Origin of the sequence: Stenotrophomonas sp. (assembly GCF_050737075.1) — a bacterium.
Classification (GTDB): domain Bacteria; phylum Pseudomonadota; class Gammaproteobacteria; order Xanthomonadales; family Xanthomonadaceae; genus Stenotrophomonas.
In genome coordinates this window covers 1-17,700 of the sequence record NZ_JBOHXV010000089.1, presented here as the reverse complement: position 1 = coordinate 17,700, position 17,700 = coordinate 1, and the positions used below count along the sequence as shown (strand labels likewise).

Below are 17,700 nucleotides of genomic sequence, written 5' to 3'. Positions count from 1 at the left end.
GAGCAGCGCGCTGGCCCACAGCCAGCGCGCCGCCGCATTGCTGGCCTACGAGACGGCCGCGAACAAGGCCCGCCAAGCGGCCCAGTCCCGGGCCACGCAGGAGGCAGCCGAGCGCGCCGCGAGGGTCAGTGCGGCCAGAACCGAGAGTGCGAGCAATGAGGTGGCCCTGCGGTTGGCCCTGTTGCGCCTGCCGGTACCGCCCAGCAGTCCCCCGGGCACCGCCCGGCGGACTGCCGACGCCGTGCGGGTCCGCACCGCCGAGTACCTGGACCCGCACGGGCGGCCCCGTACCAGCAACCGCTGACGTCAATTGATCGCGCTCAAGGCATCGCCTGCACGTCGGGTGTGCAATGGTGCTCCCATCACTTCGCCAAGGAGCCTGCCATGTACAAGCGAATCCTGATTGCTACCGACGGTTCGGAGCTGGCCGAAAAAGGACTGCTCAAGGGGCTGGAGCTGGCCAGGGACCTGGACGCCGAGGTCGATATCGTGACCGTGTCCGAACCGTGGGCGGTGGGCATGTACGACGCGATGGGCTGGAGCGTGGGCTACATGAACAGCCCGGAGTACAAGGCCGACCGCGAGGAGACCGCGCAGAAGGTGCTGGAACCGGCCAAGGCCGCCTGCGAGGCGCAGGGCCTGCGCGCGGCCACCATTCACGTGCTGGACCGCTATGCCGCCGACGGCATCATCGACACCGCCGTCGAGCGGAACAGCGACCTGATCGTGATGACCTCGCATGGGCGCCGCGGCATGACCCGGGTACTGCTGGGCAGCCAGACGGCCGAAGTGCTGGCACGCAGCACCGTACCGGTATTGGTGATCCGGTAACGTTACGGGCGCAATTTCAACGTCTGCGACTCATCCAGGCTGCCATCCGGCTGCAGCACCACGTAACGCTCCCCGCTGCGGTCGAACAGCACCGGGATCGGGTCGCGGAACAGCGGGCGGCGCACGAAGCGCAGCGCCCAGCCGAAATGCTCCAGGGTGTCCACTGCCTGGCGCTGTTCGTCGGTCAGTCCCGCGCGCAGGGCGGCGGGGTCAATGGGCTTGCGGCGTTCAGGCGTCGTCATCGGGTACGGCAGGGCACGGGCCCACTCACCAGCTATAGAGCTTCCAGTAGACCGGGGAGACGCCGTCCTTGCTGCGGTCCACGCCGCCCTGCGGGCTGCCTTCGTACATGTAATACGGCGCGCCGCGCGAGGGGGTGACCTTGACCATGCGGAGCTGGCCACTGACCCGGTACTCCTCGATGACATCGCCATTGTCCATGGTGCGCTTGGCAACATCGGCGCCCGTGACATCGACCGGGGGAACCCCGGCACCGCCGGTGGTCGCACAACCGGCCAGCACAAGCAGGCCAGCCAGCAGCAGAGTCTTCATGGGCCAAGGTTCGTGGGTCGGGGGAGCCGTGATTATGCCCCATGGTCCGTGACGCCGGCGCCGCGAACGGCCCCGGCCGGGCGCGTAGAATCGTCGCATGAGCCGATTAGTCCTGATTGACGGGTCCAGTTACCTGTACCGCGCGTTCCACGCGCTTCCGCCGCTGACCAATGCCGCCGGTGAACCCACCGGCGCGCTGTTCGGCGTGGTCAACATGCTGCGCGCCACCCTGAAGGAGCGCCCCGAGTACGTGGCCTTCGTGGTCGACGCGCCCGGCAAGACCTTCCGCGACGACCTGTACGCCGACTACAAGGCCAACCGCCCGCCGATGCCCGATGACCTGCGCCCGCAGGTGGAGCCGATGTGCCGCATCGTCGAGGCGCTGGGCCTGAGCATCCTGCGCATTCCGGGCGTGGAGGCCGACGATGTGATCGGCACGCTGGCCCTGCAGGGCCACCGTGACGGCATGACCGTCACCATCTCCACCGGCGACAAGGACTTCGCGCAGCTGGTCCGCCCGGGCATCGAGCTGGTCAACACCATGACCGGCAGCCGCATGGACTCCGACGCGGCGGTCATGGAGAAGTTCGGCGTGCGCGCCGACCAGATCGTGGACCTGCTGGCGCTGATGGGCGATGCCGTGGACAACGTGCCCGGCGTGGACAAGTGTGGCCCCAAGACCGCCGCCAAATGGCTGGCCGAGTACCAGAACCTGGACGGGGTGATGGCCGCTGCCCCGACCATGAAGGGCAAGATCGGCGAGAACCTGCGCGCGGCGCTGGAGCGCCTGCCGCTCAACCGCGAGCTGGTCACCATCCGCACCGACGTTGAATTGGACGCCAGCCCCCGCACCCTGGCCCTGCGCGACCCGGACGTGCCCACCCTGGGCGAGCTGTACCTGCGCTACGGCTTCACCCAGGCCCTGAAGGAGCTGGGTGGCCCGGTGGCCGCGCCTGCCGCCGCCAGTGACGCGCCGGTCAGCCTGCGTGGCACCGCCGCCGGCTATGCCCGCAGCGCCTCCAGCGAGGCGCCTGAGGCGCTGGACCCCACGTTGGCGGCGCCGGGCGAGTACGAGACCGTGCTCACCACCGAACAGCTGCAGGCCTGGGTGGCCCGGGCCGAAGCGGCCGAGCTGATCGCCTTCGATACCGAGACCGACGCGCTGGACGCCATGCGCGCCAACCTGGTCGGGATCAGCCTGGCGGTCGAGCCCGGCCGCGCCGCGTACATCCCGGTCGGCCACGACTACCCCGGCGCCCCGGCCCAGCTGCCGCGCGAGCAGGTGCTGGATGCGCTGCGCCCGGTGCTGGAGAACCCGGACAAGAAGAAGCTCGGCCAGCACGGCAAATACGACCTGCACGTGCTGCGCCGCCATGGCGTGAACGTGCAGGGCTATCACGACGACACCATGCTCGAAAGCTTCGTGCTCAACTCCACCGCCACCCGCCACGACATGGATTCGCTGGCGATGCGCTACCTGGGCTACACCACCATCAAGTTCGAGGACGTGGCGGGCAAGGGCGCCAAGCAGATCCCGTTCTCGCAGGTGGGCCTTGACGAAGCCGGCCGCTATGCGGCTGAAGACGCCGACATCACCCTGCGCCTGCACCGGGTGCTGCAGCCGCAGCTGCTCGAATCGGCCGCGCTGGACAACGTGTACCGCAGCATCGAAATGCCGCTGGTGCCGGTGCTGGCCCGGATCGAGGCCAACGGCGTGTACATCGACAGCGCCGAGCTGCGCCGGCAGAGCCAGGACCTGAGCGTGCGCATGCTGGCCGCCCAGCAGAAGGCCACCGAGCTGGCCGGGCGCACCTTCAGCCTGGACTCGCCCAAGCAGCTGCAGGCGGTGCTGTTCGACGAACTGAAGCTGCCGGCGCTGGTGAAGACCCCCAAGGGCCAGCCCAGCACGAATGAAGAAGCGCTGGAGGCGATCGCCGAGCAGCACGAGCTGCCGCGGGTGATCCTGGAGTACCGCGGCCTGGCCAAGCTGCGCAGCACCTACACCGACAAGCTGCCGGAGATGGTCAATCCCGACACCGGCCGGGTCCACACCAGTTACCACCAGTCCGGCGCCGCCACCGGCCGGCTGTCCTCGTCGGACCCGAACCTGCAGAACATCCCGATCCGCACCGAAGACGGGCGCCGCATCCGCCGCGCCTTTGTGGCCCCGGAAGGCTGCAAGATCCTGGCCTGCGACTATTCACAGATCGAGCTGCGGATCATGGCGCACCTGTCCGAGGACCCGGGCCTGGTGCGGGCCTTCGAGCAGGGCGTGGACGTGCACCGCGCCACCGCCGCTGAAGTGTTCAGCCGCGCGCTGGACGAGGTGACCCCGAACGAGCGGCGCGCCGCCAAGGCCATCAACTTCGGCCTGATGTACGGCATGAGTGCGTTCGGACTGGCCCGCAACCTGGGTATCGACCGCGGCCAGGCGCAGGACTATGTGGCGCTGTACTTCAGCCGTTACCCGGGCGTGCGCGATTTCATGGAGCGCATGCGCCAGCAGGCCCGCGACCAGGGCTACGTGGAAACCATCGAAGGCCGCCGGCTGTACCTGAACGACATTCACGCGCGCAACCAGGGCCTGCGGGCCGGGGCCGAGCGGGCCGCCATCAACGCGCCCATGCAGGGCACTGCGGCGGACATCATCAAGCGGGCGATGGTGAAGGTGGACGACTGGCTGCAGGGCCAGGGCGGCCGCGCCCGCATGATTCTGCAGGTGCACGATGAACTGGTATTCGAAACCGAAAGCGAGTTTCTGGAAACCTTGCGCTCGCAGGTGGTGGAGCTGATGTCGTCTTCAGCCAAATTGCGCGTGCCGCTGGTGGTCGACGCGGGCGTCGGCGATAACTGGGATGAGGCGCATTGAGACGCAATTAACGGTAAATTAGCTGAATTGGTTCATTGCGTGCGCATAAACTGACTCTTGGATGAATGTTTCTGGTTTCACATCAGGATTAATTGGGCGCCTTCACGAACTATCAATGTTCGAGGTGCTTTTATAGACCCCGACAGGCGCAATGCCTGTTGTGGATCTCTCCCATCCCCTGGAGCAGATCTCGGAACGGGGGCTCCTCCCCAAGCGCCCGTTCCCCGGCCCCGCTGACCTCCCCCTGGTCGGCGGGGCTTTTTATTTTGGGTCGCCTGAAATCCCGCCGCGACGACGTCCACGGCGGGGCGGCTCAGGATGATCGGAATCTGCAAGCGGTACAGACTGCAGCTGGCTGCAATGGACCCTTCAGCGGCGCCCGACATGGGCCCCGTGACCACCAGGGTGTTTCCCATGCCGCACGCAACGCTCACGCCTCACAAATCTGCCGCCATCGCGGTTGCCGCCGCGAATGCGCTTGTCTCGCGCATGTCTGTGGACGATCCGCCGTCCTACGCCGCCGCCATTGAACGCGTGCCGCGGCCGGCCATGATCGGCAACATCTATCCCGACCGGACCACCGCCGCGCTGAGCGCCAGCGACCCACGCTGGAAGGTGCATCCGCCCACCGGCGTGCTGCCGCCCAAGGTATTGCAGGAGCTCAAGGAGGCCATCAGCAGCCTTCCGTACGCGCCGACACACAGTGACGCTTCCTGTCAGGTGCACATGCCGCAGCCCTCGGCCCCGCTGCTGTCGTCCATCGGCGGCGGGACCGCCAACGTGAGCACGGTGGTGGAGGCACCTGGCGGTGCGGAGAAGGCCAAGCGCCTGAAGACGTCCAACGAGCGGCAGACCCTTGAGCTGCTGAAGAAGAAGCGGAAGCTGGAGGCGCAGCTGCGGAAGCTGGAGGGAGAGCTGCACCAGGCCAGGGCCAAGCCGCGCAGCTGACGGGTTCGCGCAGATACCGGTAGCGCCGGCCGTTGGCCGGTGCTACCGGTGCCCATTGCCTCCGCCCGGCTGTCCGCCCATGCTGCGCGAAGTGTCCCAAGGAAACCTTCCATGAGCGATCTGTTCGACCTGGCCATGCCGTGGTGGGAATTCATCCTGCGCGCCGTGGTGGTGTACGTGGTGGTGCTGGGCATGGTGCGGCTGTCGGGCAAACGCGCGCTGGGGCAGATCACCCCGTTCGATGTGCTGCTGATCGTGCTGCTGGGCAACGCGGTGCAGAACGCACTGCTGGGCAAGGACACCTCGTTGGGCGGTGGCCTGCTGCTGGCGGCCACCCTGATCGGCCTCAACTATGGCGTGGGCTGGCTGACCACGCGCAGCCGCCGCGTGGAATCGCTGGTGGAAGGCGAGCCCGTGCTCATCGCAAGCGACGGAAAATTGCTCGACTCGGTGCTCAAGCGCGAAATGGTCACCCCGGCCGACGTGGACGCCGCACTGCGCCAGCAGGGCTGCCTGCAGATCAGTGATGTCGCGCTGGCGGTGCTGGAGATCAACGGGCACATCACCATCGTGCCTAAGAAGTCACAGAACTGAGGCGCAGGCTGAGTGGAACCTGCAAGCGCCTGCCTGTGCCGGCTGCTGCAATGGACGTCCTGACGGGCGCCTGCTGTGGGCGCTCGCTGGAAGGAGGCGTGTTCCATGTGGCGTACCGATTCGACGATCTACCCCGTCTCTGCTGCCGGCCGCGGGGCCGGCGCTTCCACCCCATGGCAGCATGATCTGCCGCCCAGCTACACCGAGGTCATGGGTGAACTGCCCCGTGCGCCGATGCTGAACGCGCCGCGCCAGGTCTTGGAGCAGGTCGCGAACACCGGGACGCTGTGGACACGCGCCAGCGCCCGCGCGCTGTCCCAGGAAGCCTCTGCGAATGGGCCGCTGCCGAAAGTAGTGGTCAAGGAGCTCGACGCGCACTTGAAGCAGCGCCTGCGGACGCAGCGCAAGCTAGAGAACGCACGCGGTTCGCTGGACCAGCTCGATGCACGGCAGCGCACGGTCGGCACGCCGGCCCTGGCCGCCGTCCGCGGCGGCCTGTTCGATGATGAGGAACTGGGGGTGTACGCGTTGTTCGCGGCCCAGCGCGCCGTCGACCATTACGAGGCCAAGCAACGTCAGCTGCAGATAGCCCACGTCCAGCGCATGGCCCAGTTGGGCAGGCGCACCGGCTAGCGGAAACGCGAGCGCCTCACACCCAGTCGCGTGGCACCAGGTAATCGCCCAGCCGCGCTTCGGCGCTGCCGGGCTCGGGCTGGAAGCCATACTCCCAGCGCACGCGCGGGGGCAGGCTCATCAGGATGCTCTCGCTGCGCCCGCCGCTCTGCAGGCCGAACAGGGTGCCGCGGTCGTAGACCAGGTTGAACTCCACGTAGCGGCCACGGCGGTACAGCTGGAACTCGCGCTCGCGCTCGCCGTACGGGGTGCCCTTGCGGCGGTCCACGATCGGCAGGTAGGCGTCCAGAAAGCCATCGCCGACCGCGCGCAGGTAGGCGAAGTCGCGTTCGAAGTCGCCATGCAGGTCGTCGAAGAACAGCCCGCCCACGCCACGCGTTTCATTGCGGTGGCGCAGGAAGAAGTACTCGTCGCACCAGCGCTTGTGTGCGGCATGGCGCTCGGCGCCGAACGGCGCGCACAGGTCGTGGGCGGTCTGGTGCCAGTGCCGCACGTCCTCGTCGAACGGATAGAACGGGGTCAGGTCGAAGCCGCCGCCAAACCAGGACGCCACCTGCTGGCCATCGCGCTCGGCGCTGAAGTAGCGCACGTTGGCATGGGTGGTGGGCAGGTAGGGATTGAGCGGGTGGAACACCAGCGAGACGCCCGTAGCGCGCCAGGACGCCCCGGCCAGCTCGGGCCGGTTGGCCGACGCCGACGGCGGCAGGCGGGTGCCGGAAACGTCGGAGAAGCCGATCCCGGCCTGCTCGAACACCGCGCCGTCGCGCAGGATGCGGGTGCGGCCACCGCCGCCCTCGGCGCGCTGCCACAGGTCTTCGGCGAAGCGGGCCTGGCTATCGGCGTGCTCGATGGCCGCGCAGATGCGGTCCTGCAGGTCGGTCAGGTAGGCGCGGACACGGTCGAATTCGTTCATGGGGCTACTTTAGCAGCGGGGCAGAGCCCCGCTCTACGGCGCCTTGACGAACAGGCGGCGCACGTCCGGGCGCAGCAGGCGCAGCGCCAGCCAGGCGTGCAGGCCCGCAAAGGCAATCGAGGTCACGAGCATCATGCTGGTGTAGATCACGCGCTGCGACTGCAATTCGCTGCGCAGCCGCATTGCGTTCGCCATTCCCTCAGCGGGCAGGTGGACCCTCAGGTGGCGGTACACATCGTCCACCACCCAGACCCCGGCGAAATTGAGCGCGGCCGTGCCGATCAACAGCACGATGAAGGTCCACAGCGCCCAGCGATAGCGGCGCAACAGGCCCCAGGCGGCCACTGCACCGGCCACACAGATGGCGAGCATGGCCACGTTCACCGCCACCGCATGGCGGCCGAACCAGCGCAGCGAACCCGGCATCCACGTCAGGTCGGCGTCACGCAGCAGGTCCTGCAGCCAGGCCGAGCGGGAAACCACCACGGCTAGTACCACAAAGCCCGCCCAGCACACCGCCGCGACGATGCAGATCACCAATACGGACTTGGCCATCGGCGCAAGAAAGCCCGGCGTGCCGTCGCCCTTGGGGCGCGAGGCAGCGTTGGGAAGCAGGGGGGGCGTGGTCGGAGACATCCGGTGTCCTGGGAGATGAAGGGTGAACGAGTGGGAGCCTCAGCTCGTTGCGAACGCGCGTGCCGCCGCCGGGAGGATATGGTCTTCGCTCAACGGTGCCAAGCAACGCCCGTGCGGCGGTTCCACCGGCACCCAGGCCAGTTCGGCGATCTCGGCGCGGGCCTCGGGCTCTCCCTGCACCTGCACCCACCACGCCTGGGCATGCACGCGGCGGCCGGTTTCATGCACCGCCCAGTCGCTGAACGCGCCAAGCGGCACGGCGCTGGAGGGATCCAGCGCCACGCCCAGTTCTTCGTCCAGCTCGCGCGCCAGCGCGGCCAGGGGTGCCTCGCCCGGCTCGGGCTTGCCGCCCGGCTGGATGAACACCGATGAGTTGTGCTTGCGCACGACCAGCACGCGCCGCGCGGCATCGGTGATGACCGCGGCGACGATACGGATCGGCGCCGCGTCCTGGCTCACTTCAGGTTTTCGTTGAACAGCTTGAGGATGCGCTTGTACTGGTCCAGCCAGGAGTCGGCGCGTACATAGCCGTGACGCTCCAGCGGGTAGGGCGCGATGCTCCAGTTGTCCTTGTGCAGCTCGATCAGCTTCTGGGTGAGGTTGACCGAGTCCTGGAAGAACACGTTGTCGTCCATCATCCCGTGCGCGATCAGCAGGTGGTCCTGCAGGCCGTCGGCGTACTCGATCGGCGAGGAGACGCGGTAGGCCTCCGGGTCGATGTCCGGGGTGTTGAGGATGTTGGCCGTGTAGCCGTGGTTGTACTGGTGCCAGTCCACCACCGGGCGCAGCGCGGCGCCGGCCTTGAACGTGCCCGGCGAGCGGAACAGCGCCATGAAGGTCATGAAGCCACCGTAGGAACCGCCGTAGATGCCGGCCTTGTCACGGTCGCCCTGCTGGGTGGCCACCAACCAGTCCAGGCCGTCCTTGTAGTCTTCCAGTTCCGGGTGACCCATGTTGCGGTACACCGCGGCGCGCCAGTCGCGGCCGTAGCCCTCGCTGCCGCGGTAGTCCATGTCCAGCACCACGTAGCCCTGCTGCACCAGCAGGTTGTGGAACATCTGCTCGCGGAAGTAGGCCGGGTAGCGCTGGTGTACGTTCTGCAGGTAGCCGGCGCCGTGCACGAACATGGCGATCGGGTACTTCTTGCCCGGCTCCATGTTCTCCGGCCCGTAGTACTTGGCCCAGACCACGCCCGCGCCGTGCTTGGAGGGCACCTGCACCAGCTTCGGCTGGACCCACTCGCGTGCCTTGAACGCGGCGCTGCGGGTGTCGGTCAGCACCTTGGCCTGGCCGCCGGCGGTGGGCACCACCGCCAGCTGCGCCGGCAGGTAGGCGCCGGAGTAGCGCACCAGCAGCTGCTGGCCGTCCGGCGACAGCGAGAAGTCTTCCACGCCGTTGAGCGAGGTCAGCTCACGCACCTGCCGCGAGGCGGTGTCGACCGCGCACACTTCGTAATCGCCCGGCGACTGCTGGTTGCACAGCACATAGAAGCCGCGGCCGTCGGCGCTGGGCACCGGCATCGAGGTTTCCCACTTGCCGCCGGTCAGCGCCTGCGGCTTGGCCGTGCCCTGCTGGGTGTACAGGTGCGAATAGCCGGATTCTTCCGACAGCAGCCACAGCGTGCGGTTGTCGTTGGACCAGCCGAAATCGTTGAAGCCCCAGTTGATCCAGGCGGCGTCGGTCAGGCGGTGGCGGTTCTGCAGCCTGGCCTCGGCCGGGCTGACGCTGGCAATCCAGCGGTCCTTGTTGTCGTTGGCACGCAGCATGATCGCGGCCTGCTGGCCGTCGCTGCTCCAACGCACGCCGGGCGCGCCGGGGCCGCCGAGCACCTGCACCGGGCGGTTGCCCTTCAGCGCGTCCTTGCCGGCGGCCTTGCGCAGCGCGGCCAGCGGGTCGTTGCCGATGCCCGGCAGGGCATCCAGCGACAGCGGCTTGACCGTGCCGGTGACGGCGTCGACCAGCCACAGCGCGTTCGGCTCCGGATCGTTGCGGCCCACGCGGGTGCGGGTGTCTTCGAACTCTTCGTAACCGGACTCGGTCACGTACTTGGGCATCTTGCCGCCGCGGCCTTCATCGAAACCCTTGGGCTTGGTGACCACGATCAGGCTGCGGGTGTCGGGCGACAGCGCGCTGTCGACGATCTCGACGTCGGCGCCCAGGTACACCGGACCCGGGGCGCGGCTGCTGTCGGCGCGGCGCCAGCTGGCTTCCTGCTCCTTGAGCGCGTCGCGCTGGGCGCGGTCGTTGCGCAGGGTGGCCAGGGTCCGCAGTTGCTGGTCACGCAGCACGTCGGCCTTGGGCGCGTCATCGGGGTTCTTCTCGGCCTTCAGGCTGGCCACCTGCTGCACGCCGGCGCCGGCGGTCCAGTGGAACCAGTTCTGGCCGGTGCGCCAGATCACCCCGCCATCGCGGGCGAAGTTGACCGCGCTGGCCTTCTCGGAGCTGCGGGTGAGCTGGGTCAGCGCACCGCTGCGCAGGTCGCGCAGGAACACGTCGCCATTGCGCACGAACACGCTGCGCTGGCGGGCGCTGTCGTACACCGGGGCGTCCACGTCCAGGCTGCCGCGCTGGTCATCGGCGACCTGGCTGGCCACGCCACCGTTGACGGGCTGGCGGAAGGTATCGCGCACCGGGCTGCCCGTGCGCTTGAGCTGGTACTCGACCTGCTGGCTGTTCCACGACCACCACGCGCTTTCGACCGGCGGGCCGATCCAGTCCGGGTCGGCCATGGCCTGTTCGATGGTGATCGGCGTCGGCGCCGCATGGGCCGTTCCGCCGAGGGCGGCGAGCAGCAGCAGGGACAAGGGCAGCGTTCTGGGCATTGCGGGCGGCACCGTAGAGGAAAACCCGGCAAGCGTAGCAGTCGCAGGGATTCCGGGAGGGGGCCACAGGTCATGGGGGGCTTTGCTCCGTTTGGGGTTTTGCAGGGCTGATGGGCGGCTTCGGTGGGTTTAAACGCCGGGTGGATGACCGGGGCCGCGTTGCAGCCGCTTCGGATGCTTGTGCCGCGCTGCGCGCGGTGGACACGCTACCAAGCGTTTTCCGTTGTTGCGGGCACTCCCGGGCGCGTGGCGACGCGCTGATTGAAACGGCGCCAACGTTCCATGGGGCGCGGCGTGTCTCTACGAACCGTTACGTGCACAGGACGACCCCGCCGCAAAATCGTAGAGCCACGCCCTGCGTGGCTGCTTTCGGCCCCAGATCTGAACAACCCGCCAACCCTGTACTGGGCTTCACCTGCGACCAAGTGATGCAGCGCGTCACCTGGTCGCATGTCCACTTAACGAATACCGGCCCAGACTGGTCCGAATTACAGAATGCGGAGGCGTCGCTTGGACGCGTTGTTGTTGTCGCGGATCCAGTTCGGGTTCGTCATCAGTTTCCATGTGCTGTTTCCGGCCTTCACCATCGGTACCGCCAGCTGGCTGGCGTTCGTGGAGGGCCAGTGGCTGCGCACCCGCAAGCCGATCTGGCGCGAGCTGTACTTCTTCTGGCAGAAGATCTTCGCGGTGTCGTTCGGCATGGGCGTGGTCAGCGGCATCGTCATGGCCTTCCAGTTCGGCACCAACTGGCCGCGCCTGAGCCAGGTGGCCGGCAGCGTGATCGGCCCGCTGCTGACCTACGAAGTGCTCACCGCGTTCTTCCTGGAGGCCAGCTTCCTGGGCGTGATGATGTTCGGCTGGGGCAAGGTTTCCCCGCGCCTGCACTTCTTCTCCACCTGCATGGTGGCGCTGGGCACGCTGGTGTCCACGTTCTGGATCCTGTCCTCCAACAGCTGGCTGCAGACCCCCGCCGGCCACGCCATCATCGACGGCATCGTGGTGCCGCAGGACTGGTGGCAGGTGGTGTTCAACCCCTCCTTCCCGTACCGGCTGGCGCATATGGCGCTGGGCTCGTTCATCACCACCTGTTTCGTGATCGGTGGCGTCGGCGCCTGGTACCTGCGCAAGGGCACCCATGTGGAAGCGGGGCGCACCATGCTGCTGGCGGCGGTGGCCTTCGCCGCCCTCACGGTGCCGGTGCAGATCTTCGTGGGCGACATGCACGGCCTGAACACCCTCAAGCACCAGCCGATGAAGATTGCCGCGGTCGAGGCGCACTGGCATGCCGAAGGCGAGGGCGAAGGCGTGCCGCTGGTGGTGTTCGCCGTGCCGAACGAGACCGCCGAGCGCAACGATTTCGAGGTCGCCATTCCGCGCCTGGGCAGCCTGATCCTCACCCACTCGCTGGACGGCACGTTCGATCCGCTGACCTCGGTGCCCGCCAGCGAGCGGCCCCCGGTGGTGCCGGTGTTCTTCGCGTTCCGGATCATGGTCGGGCTGGGCACGCTGATGCTGCTGCTGGCCTGGGTGTCGGCGTTCCAGTGGTGGCGCGGCCGGCTGCTGCAGTCGCGCTGGCTGGTGCGCGGCTGGAACTGGATGCTGCCCAGCGGCTTCATCGCGCTGGTATCGGGCTGGTTCGTCACCGAAATGGGCCGCCAGCCGTGGGTGGTGTACGGCGTGCTGCGTACTGCCGATGCCGTGGGCCCGCAGAGCGCCTGGATGACCGCGCTGTCGCTGGGCGTGTACATCGTCGGCTACGCGTTCGTGTTCGGCTGGGGCATCTGGTACCTGGTCAAGATCATCCGCACCGGGCCGAAGCCGCACGACCAGCAGCCGCCCATCGAGGATGGCAGCCACACCCCGGCGCGGCCGCTGTCCGGTGCCGACGAACCGCTGGAGGAGCGCTGACATGGAGATGATGACCTGGCTGCCAGTGGCATGGTTCGCGGTGATCGGCTTTGGCGTGCTGATGTACGTGGTGCTGGACGGCTTCGTGCTGGGCATCGGCATCCTGGCGCCGATGGCCGAGGATGAGGAACAGCTCGATGTGATGATGAATACCGCCGCGCCGATCTGGGACGGCAACGAGACCTGGCTGGTGCTGGGCGGCGCGGGCCTGATGGCCGCGTTCCCCAAGGCCTACGCGGCGCTGCTGTCGGCGCTGTACCTGCCGGTGCTGCTGCTGGTGGTGGCGCTGGTGTTCCGCGGGGTGGCGTTCGAATTCCGCTTCAAGGCGCACCGTTCGCGCCGGCTGTGGAGCGTGGCGTTCGGGCTGGGCTCGCTGCTGGCCGCGTTCGCCCAGGGCGTGATCCTCGGCGCGCTGGTGCAGGGGCTGCAGGTGGTGGATGGCCAGTACGTGGGCGGCGCCTTCAGCTGGTTCAGCCCGTTCTCGATGCTGACCGGGGCGGCGGTGGTGTTCGGCTATGCGCTGCTGGGCAGCACCTGGCTGATCCTCAAGACCGAAGGCCGCGAGCAGGCCTTCGCCCGCACGTTGACCCGGCCGCTGGTGGTGGCGGTGATCGTGTTCATGGGCCTGGTGAGTGCCTGGCTGCCGTTCCTGGATTCGCGGCTGATGGCGCGCTGGTTCAGCGATGGCAACTTCTGGTGGCTGTCGCCGGTGCCGCTGCTGACCCTGGGCGTGGCCGTTGCGCTGTGGCGCAGCGCGATGCACCCGCGCCGCGACCTGCCGCCGTTCCTGTTGACGCTGGCGCTGTTCGTGCTGGGCTTCATCGGCCTGGTGCTGGGCATGTGGCCGTACCTGCTGCCGCCGAGCATGACGCTGTGGCAGGCCGCCGCGCCGGCGTCGTCGATGGGCTTCAGCCTGGTGGGGCTGGTGGTGCTGCTGCCGGTGATCCTGGGCTATACGGCGTGGTCGTATCGGGTGTTCCGGGGAAAAGTGCGCGCCGACGCCGGATATCATTGAGCAGCGGGGCAGAGCCCCGCTCTACGACGGATGCATTGGGTAGCGGGGCAGAGCCCCGCTCTACGCGTAGCGCCGGGCTCTGCCCGGCAGCTTTTCAGCCGTGCAGGCCTTCGATCTCCACCAGCAGTTCGGCCCGGCAGACTTCGGCGTGCAGCACGACGAACGCGGGCGCGCCCGGCAGTCCGGCCATCCGCGCGGCAATCGCCGGCATGTCGTCGGCGCGGCGCACATACACCTTCAACAGCGAGGCGGCACCCAGCTGCGCCGGCAGCGCGGGCCGCTGCACGCGCGCGGCATCCACCAGGCTCTGCAGGTTGACCAGGGTCTCATCCAGCTGCTCCAGCAACGCCCCGGTGTGCTGCGAAACATGCCCCACGATGGCGGCCGTACCCGATTGCAGCAGCGGCAGGCCGGTGGCCGCCGGTGGCAGCAGGGCGCGCGAAAAACTGGGCGACTGCGGGCCGTACTGGCGGGGGTAGCGGAACGCGCTGACCTGGCGCGGATTCTCCAGTGGCAGGCCGGGCTCGCGCGCGGCCAGCCAGTACACCTGCAGGCGGCGTACGCCATCGAAACGGCCAATGCAGGTCGCCGCCGGCAGCGCGGCCTCGTCCAGCGCACGCAGCCCACGCACCCGGCCCACGCAGAAGCGCCGGTAGCGCTCCTGGTCGCCGTCGCCCTCGGTCACCGCATCCAGGTAGTTCCACGTGCGCAGCAGGTGCGGGAAGCCGCAGTGCGTCAGAAAACTACTCATTAGAGCGTAGGCATCTGCCGCGGCTGATTCGATATCGCCGTCGACTTCGTCAATCTCGATCGCGCCGAACAGCACCGTGTCGTTGGCGGACCAGCGCACGTTGTCGCTTACGCCATGCTCGACGGGGGAGCTGCCCTGCCAGATTTCGATCCGCGCCGGGCCCTGTTCGGCCAGCGGCACCCTCAGCCAGCGCGGGTCGTCGCACGCCGCGGCATCGGTCGAAAAGCCGAAAACAGCCAGCGTATGCGGATCGGCCAGCGCGGCGTCCCGTTCAGCAGCCGGGGCATAAAACGCACGGAACAGCGCGGGGCCTACCGACGGAGAAATGACCTGCGAGGCCGCTACGCTGCGAATCGTGCTACTCATTTCAGATTGTGAAAGCTGCCAGTGCCGAGGGTGTCATGATAGCGTGCGCTCCTTTCGCGGCGTGCCCAAACGCGCCGAACGATGTCGAAGACAGGTGTGGGTCGGCCGGAATGGGGGCGCCGAGTCGCATTGCCGCCATGGCTCGTGCTTCCAGGTGCCCATCACTACGTTGGCGTGAATGATCGAGTTCTCAGTTGTGGATTGGTCGGCCTGGGCACCGGGACTGACCACGAAGTCGGATTGGCAGGCCTGGGCGCACGCGCCTACTGTGCCCGAGGGCCCGGACACCCCGGCGCTGCCGGAGGTGCCGGCAATGCAACGCCGTCGTATCGAACGCCTGGGCCGCATGGCGATCCAGGCGGCCTGCTGGTGCGAACAGCCGGACGACGCCGGGCAGGTGCCGCTGGTGTTCGCGTCGCGGCACGGTGACGTGGCGCGTTCGATGGAACTGCTCGACACCCTGCGCCAGGACGCCGCCATGTCGCCGACCGCGTTCGGCCTGTCGGTGCACAACGCGGTGGCGGCGCTGTACTCCATCGCCCGCGGCCAGCGCGGCAACTACCTGGCCCTGGCCGGTGGGCGCGGCACGGTCGAGGCCGCCTGTGTGGAGGCCTACGGCCTGCTGGCCGACGGCGCGCCGGAAGTGCGCGTGATCGCCTACGAATCCCCGTTGCCGGAGGTCTACGCCGGGTTCGCCGACGAGCCCGACCCGTACTTCGCCTGGTGCTGGCGGCTGGCGCGCGCCGATCGCCCGGGCACCCGGTTGTCGCTGGGCTGGGGCGCAGGCGACCAGGACAGCCCGTCCGGCGCCTTGCCGCACAGCCTGGACGCGCTGCGTTTCCTGCTTTCCGGCGACCCGACGCTGCAGTTCCAGGCCGATGGCCAGCAGTGGTCCTGGCATCGCCATGGGTGAGCGCCTGGCCGCCCGCCTCGACCACGCCTGGCGCGTGTTCGGTACAGGCCTGAGCTTCGCCGCCTTCGGGATCGGCGGGCTGCTGCTGGGCGGGCTGCTGTTGCCGCTGCTGTTGTTGGCCCGGCATACCGCCCGTCGGCGCGCGCTGGCGCGCCGCCTGGTCCAATTCAGTTTCGCCAGCCATGTGGCGCTGATGCAGCGCCTGGGCGTGATGACCTATGAGATCCGCGGCCGGGAGCGCCTGCAGCGCAACGGCCTGCTGATCCTGGCCAACCACCCCACGCTGATCGACGTGGTGCTGCTGATTGCCCAGCTGCCCAACGCCGACTGCGTGGTCAAACAGGCTGTCGCAAGTAACCCTTTCATGCGCGGTCCGGTCCGCGCGGCCGGATATGTGGCCAATAGCGACGGGGCGGGGCTGATCGACGACTGCATTGCCGCGGTCCGTGCCGGGGGCACTCTGGTGATCTTCCCCGAAGGCACCCGTACGGTGCCGGGCCAGCCGCTGCGGCTGCAGCGGGGGGCCGCCAACATCGCGGTACGCGGGCGGCTGGACATCACCCCCGTCCGGATCACGTGTACCCCGCCTACCCTGACCAAGGGCCAGAAATGGTATCGTGTACCATCACGGCGTTTTCACGTTCAGCTGGAAGTCGGGGAGGATCTCCCGATCGCTCCCTTCCTGACGGGAGCCGACGATACGCCCAGGGGGGATGCCTTGGCGGCCCGGCGCGTGACCGATCACCTTGCCCATTACTTCGACTTCGCTGGAGAACCAAGCCGTGCAGGCACTTGAGCACGAGATCAAGGAATTGATCATTTCATCGCTTTCATTGGAAGACATCGCTCCGGAAGACATTGATGCCGAGGCACCCCTGTTCGTCGAGGGGCTGGGCCTGGACTCGATTGACGCGCTTGAGCTTGGTTTGGCCCTGCAGAAAAAGTACGGTGTCAGCCTGTCCGCGGATTCGGAAGAGACCCGTCGCCATTTTTCCAGCGTGCGTGCCTTGAGCGAGTTTGTCGCCGCACGCCAGCCGTCGTAACGGCGCCAGGATTTGCCATGACCAAGAACGAACTTTTCGATCGCATCGTCAAGATCCTCAAGGACAGCTTTGAGATCGAACCGGTGCGGATCACGCCCCAAGCCCGCCTGTACGACGACCTTGACATCGACAGCATCGATGCCGTGGACCTGATCGTGCAGCTCAAGCCATTGCTGGGCCGCAACCTGCAGCCGGAAGCCTTCAAGTCGGTGCGTACCGTGCAGGACATCGTCGATGTCGTGCATGGGCTGCTGCCCGGGCAAGCGGCCGCCTGACGGCCGCCGCTGAAGATCGACCATGGTCCGGGTGCGTGTCGCGGCGTTTGCAGTGCTGTCGCTGGCCTACCCGCTGGTGGTGTACCTGTCGCTGGGCCGTTTCGAACCGCGCTGGATGGCGTTGCTGCTGTTCGCCCTGGCCGCGCTGCGTGCGCTGACCACCCGCCAGCCGGTGTGGTGGGCCGCCGCCCTGGGCGCCGGGCTGCTGGCGCTGCTGGCCACCGCGTTCAACCAGGCGCTGCCGCTGAAGCTGTACCCGGCGCTGGTCAACGCGGTGATGCTGGTCATCTTCGCCACCAGCCTGCGTTTCCCGCCCAGCGCGGTGGAGCGGCTGGCGCGGCTGACCGAGCCGGAACTGCCGCCGTTCGCCGTGGTCTATACCCGGCGGGTTACCCAGGTGTGGTGCGGTTTCTTTGTTCTCAACGGGGGCCTGGCCCTGATCACGGCGTTCTGGGCCTCCAACCAGGTCTGGGCGCTCTACAACGGATTGTTGGCGTACGTGATGATGGGTGTCCTGTTCGGTGGTGAGTGGCTGGTGCGGCGGCGGGTGAAAGCGGCGCATGCGCATGGCTGAGTGGATCGCGCTGGACCGGCTGGCGCTGGTGCCGCAGCCGGGTCGTACCGTCGGCAT

The 17,700-nt window shown here is 68.0% G+C and carries 20 protein-coding genes; 13 read left to right on the top strand and 7 right to left on the bottom strand.

All coding sequences use genetic code 11. The features are described from left to right. On the top strand, positions 1–304 hold a 304-nt coding region (locus ACREPD_RS17865; RefSeq protein WP_431600565.1), incomplete at its 5' end, for a hypothetical protein. 80 nt (positions 305–384) lie between these two features. After that, positions 385–831 (top strand): universal stress protein, encoded by a 447-nt coding sequence (locus ACREPD_RS17860; RefSeq protein WP_431600564.1) that lies wholly within the window; start codon positions 385–387, stop codon positions 829–831. A gap of 2 nt (positions 832–833) precedes the next feature. On the opposite strand, the gene ACREPD_RS17855 is transcribed toward ACREPD_RS17860, so the two are convergent. Together ACREPD_RS17855 and ACREPD_RS17850 are read right to left on the bottom strand one after the other, a co-directional pair. Continuing rightward, the gene (locus ACREPD_RS17855) at positions 834–1,073 is read right to left on the bottom strand and encodes a hypothetical protein (RefSeq protein WP_431600563.1); all 240 of its coding nucleotides are present in this window, start codon (positions 1,071–1,073) and stop codon (positions 834–836) included. Positions 1,074–1,098: 25 nt separating this feature from the next. Beyond that, positions 1,099–1,383 carry a DUF2782 domain-containing protein gene (locus ACREPD_RS17850; protein WP_431600562.1) on the bottom strand — a complete coding sequence of 95 codons (285 nt, stop codon included), beginning with the start codon at positions 1,381–1,383 and terminating at the stop codon, positions 1,099–1,101. Positions 1,384–1,480: 97 nt separating this feature from the next. Between ACREPD_RS17850 and polA the strand changes: the two genes are divergently transcribed. The 4 genes from polA to ACREPD_RS17830 all read left to right on the top strand — a co-directional run bounded on the left by polA (position 1,481) and on the right by ACREPD_RS17830 (position 6,427). Continuing rightward, positions 1,481–4,252 (top strand): DNA polymerase I, encoded by a 2,772-nt coding sequence (polA, locus tag ACREPD_RS17845; RefSeq protein WP_431600561.1) that lies wholly within the window; start codon positions 1,481–1,483, stop codon positions 4,250–4,252. Between the two features lie 489 nt (positions 4,253–4,741). Further along, complete coding sequence (locus tag ACREPD_RS17840) at positions 4,742–5,200, top strand: hypothetical protein (protein WP_431600560.1); 459 nt, start codon at positions 4,742–4,744, stop codon at positions 5,198–5,200. Between the two features lie 111 nt (positions 5,201–5,311). Next, positions 5,312–5,794 carry a DUF421 domain-containing protein gene (locus tag ACREPD_RS17835; protein ID WP_431600559.1) on the top strand — a complete coding sequence of 161 codons (483 nt, stop codon included), beginning with the start codon at positions 5,312–5,314 and terminating at the stop codon, positions 5,792–5,794. A 105-nt stretch (positions 5,795–5,899) separates the two neighbouring features. Next, positions 5,900–6,427 (top strand): hypothetical protein, encoded by a 528-nt coding sequence (locus ACREPD_RS17830; RefSeq protein ID WP_431600558.1) that lies wholly within the window; start codon positions 5,900–5,902, stop codon positions 6,425–6,427. Positions 6,428–6,443: 16 nt separating this feature from the next. On the opposite strand, the gene hemF is transcribed toward ACREPD_RS17830, so the two are convergent. From hemF to ACREPD_RS17810, 4 genes are read right to left on the bottom strand one after another with little or no spacing between them, the layout of a single operon-like run. Continuing rightward, positions 6,444–7,340 (bottom strand): oxygen-dependent coproporphyrinogen oxidase, encoded by an 897-nt coding sequence (gene hemF, locus ACREPD_RS17825; RefSeq protein ID WP_431600557.1) that lies wholly within the window; start codon positions 7,338–7,340, stop codon positions 6,444–6,446. 33 nt (positions 7,341–7,373) lie between these two features. Next, positions 7,374–7,976, bottom strand: coding sequence for a hypothetical protein (locus tag ACREPD_RS17820; protein WP_431600556.1), 603 nt, complete (start codon positions 7,974–7,976; stop codon positions 7,374–7,376). 39 nt (positions 7,977–8,015) lie between these two features. Next, the gene (locus ACREPD_RS17815) at positions 8,016–8,435 is read right to left on the bottom strand and encodes an NUDIX hydrolase (RefSeq protein WP_431600555.1); all 420 of its coding nucleotides are present in this window, start codon (positions 8,433–8,435) and stop codon (positions 8,016–8,018) included. Continuing rightward, complete coding sequence (locus tag ACREPD_RS17810; protein WP_431600554.1) at positions 8,432–10,798, bottom strand: S9 family peptidase; 2,367 nt, start codon at positions 10,796–10,798, stop codon at positions 8,432–8,434. The genes ACREPD_RS17815 and ACREPD_RS17810 overlap by 4 nt, the downstream gene beginning before the upstream one ends. Positions 10,799–11,308: 510 nt before the next feature. Here ACREPD_RS17810 and ACREPD_RS17805 point away from each other — a divergent pair. Both ACREPD_RS17805 and cydB read left to right on the top strand, forming a co-directional pair. After that, complete coding sequence (locus ACREPD_RS17805) at positions 11,309–12,706, top strand: cytochrome ubiquinol oxidase subunit I (protein ID WP_421567715.1); 1,398 nt, start codon at positions 11,309–11,311, stop codon at positions 12,704–12,706. Position 12,707: 1 nt separating this feature from the next. Beyond that, positions 12,708–13,721, top strand: coding sequence for a cytochrome d ubiquinol oxidase subunit II (gene cydB, locus ACREPD_RS17800; RefSeq protein WP_421567716.1), 1,014 nt, complete (start codon positions 12,708–12,710; stop codon positions 13,719–13,721). Between the two features lie 94 nt (positions 13,722–13,815). On the opposite strand, the gene ACREPD_RS17795 is transcribed toward cydB, so the two are convergent. Next, positions 13,816–14,838 carry a pteridine-dependent deoxygenase gene (locus ACREPD_RS17795; RefSeq protein WP_431600553.1) on the bottom strand — a complete coding sequence of 341 codons (1,023 nt, stop codon included), beginning with the start codon at positions 14,836–14,838 and terminating at the stop codon, positions 13,816–13,818. Between the two features lie 178 nt (positions 14,839–15,016). Between ACREPD_RS17795 and ACREPD_RS17790 the strand changes: the two genes are divergently transcribed. From ACREPD_RS17790 to ACREPD_RS17770, 5 genes are read left to right on the top strand one after another with little or no spacing between them, the layout of a single operon-like run. Further along, a complete protein-coding gene (locus ACREPD_RS17790) occupies positions 15,017–15,751 on the top strand; it encodes a beta-ketoacyl synthase chain length factor (RefSeq protein WP_431600552.1) in 735 nt (244 codons plus the stop codon). After that, a complete protein-coding gene (locus ACREPD_RS17785) occupies positions 15,744–16,547 on the top strand; it encodes a lysophospholipid acyltransferase family protein (protein ID WP_431600551.1) in 804 nt (267 codons plus the stop codon). Before ACREPD_RS17790 ends, ACREPD_RS17785 begins: the two co-directional genes overlap by 8 nt. Continuing rightward, positions 16,534–16,794 carry a phosphopantetheine-binding protein gene (locus tag ACREPD_RS17780; RefSeq protein ID WP_421567722.1) on the top strand — a complete coding sequence of 87 codons (261 nt, stop codon included), beginning with the start codon at positions 16,534–16,536 and terminating at the stop codon, positions 16,792–16,794. Before ACREPD_RS17785 ends, ACREPD_RS17780 begins: the two co-directional genes overlap by 14 nt. A gap of 17 nt (positions 16,795–16,811) precedes the next feature. Next, positions 16,812–17,069 carry an acyl carrier protein gene (locus ACREPD_RS17775; protein WP_102946213.1) on the top strand — a complete coding sequence of 86 codons (258 nt, stop codon included), beginning with the start codon at positions 16,812–16,814 and terminating at the stop codon, positions 17,067–17,069. Between the two features lie 22 nt (positions 17,070–17,091). Next, positions 17,092–17,643, top strand: a complete 552-nt coding sequence (locus tag ACREPD_RS17770) for a hypothetical protein (RefSeq protein WP_313347478.1) — start codon at positions 17,092–17,094, stop codon at positions 17,641–17,643. Positions 17,644–17,700: the final 57 nt, after the last annotated feature.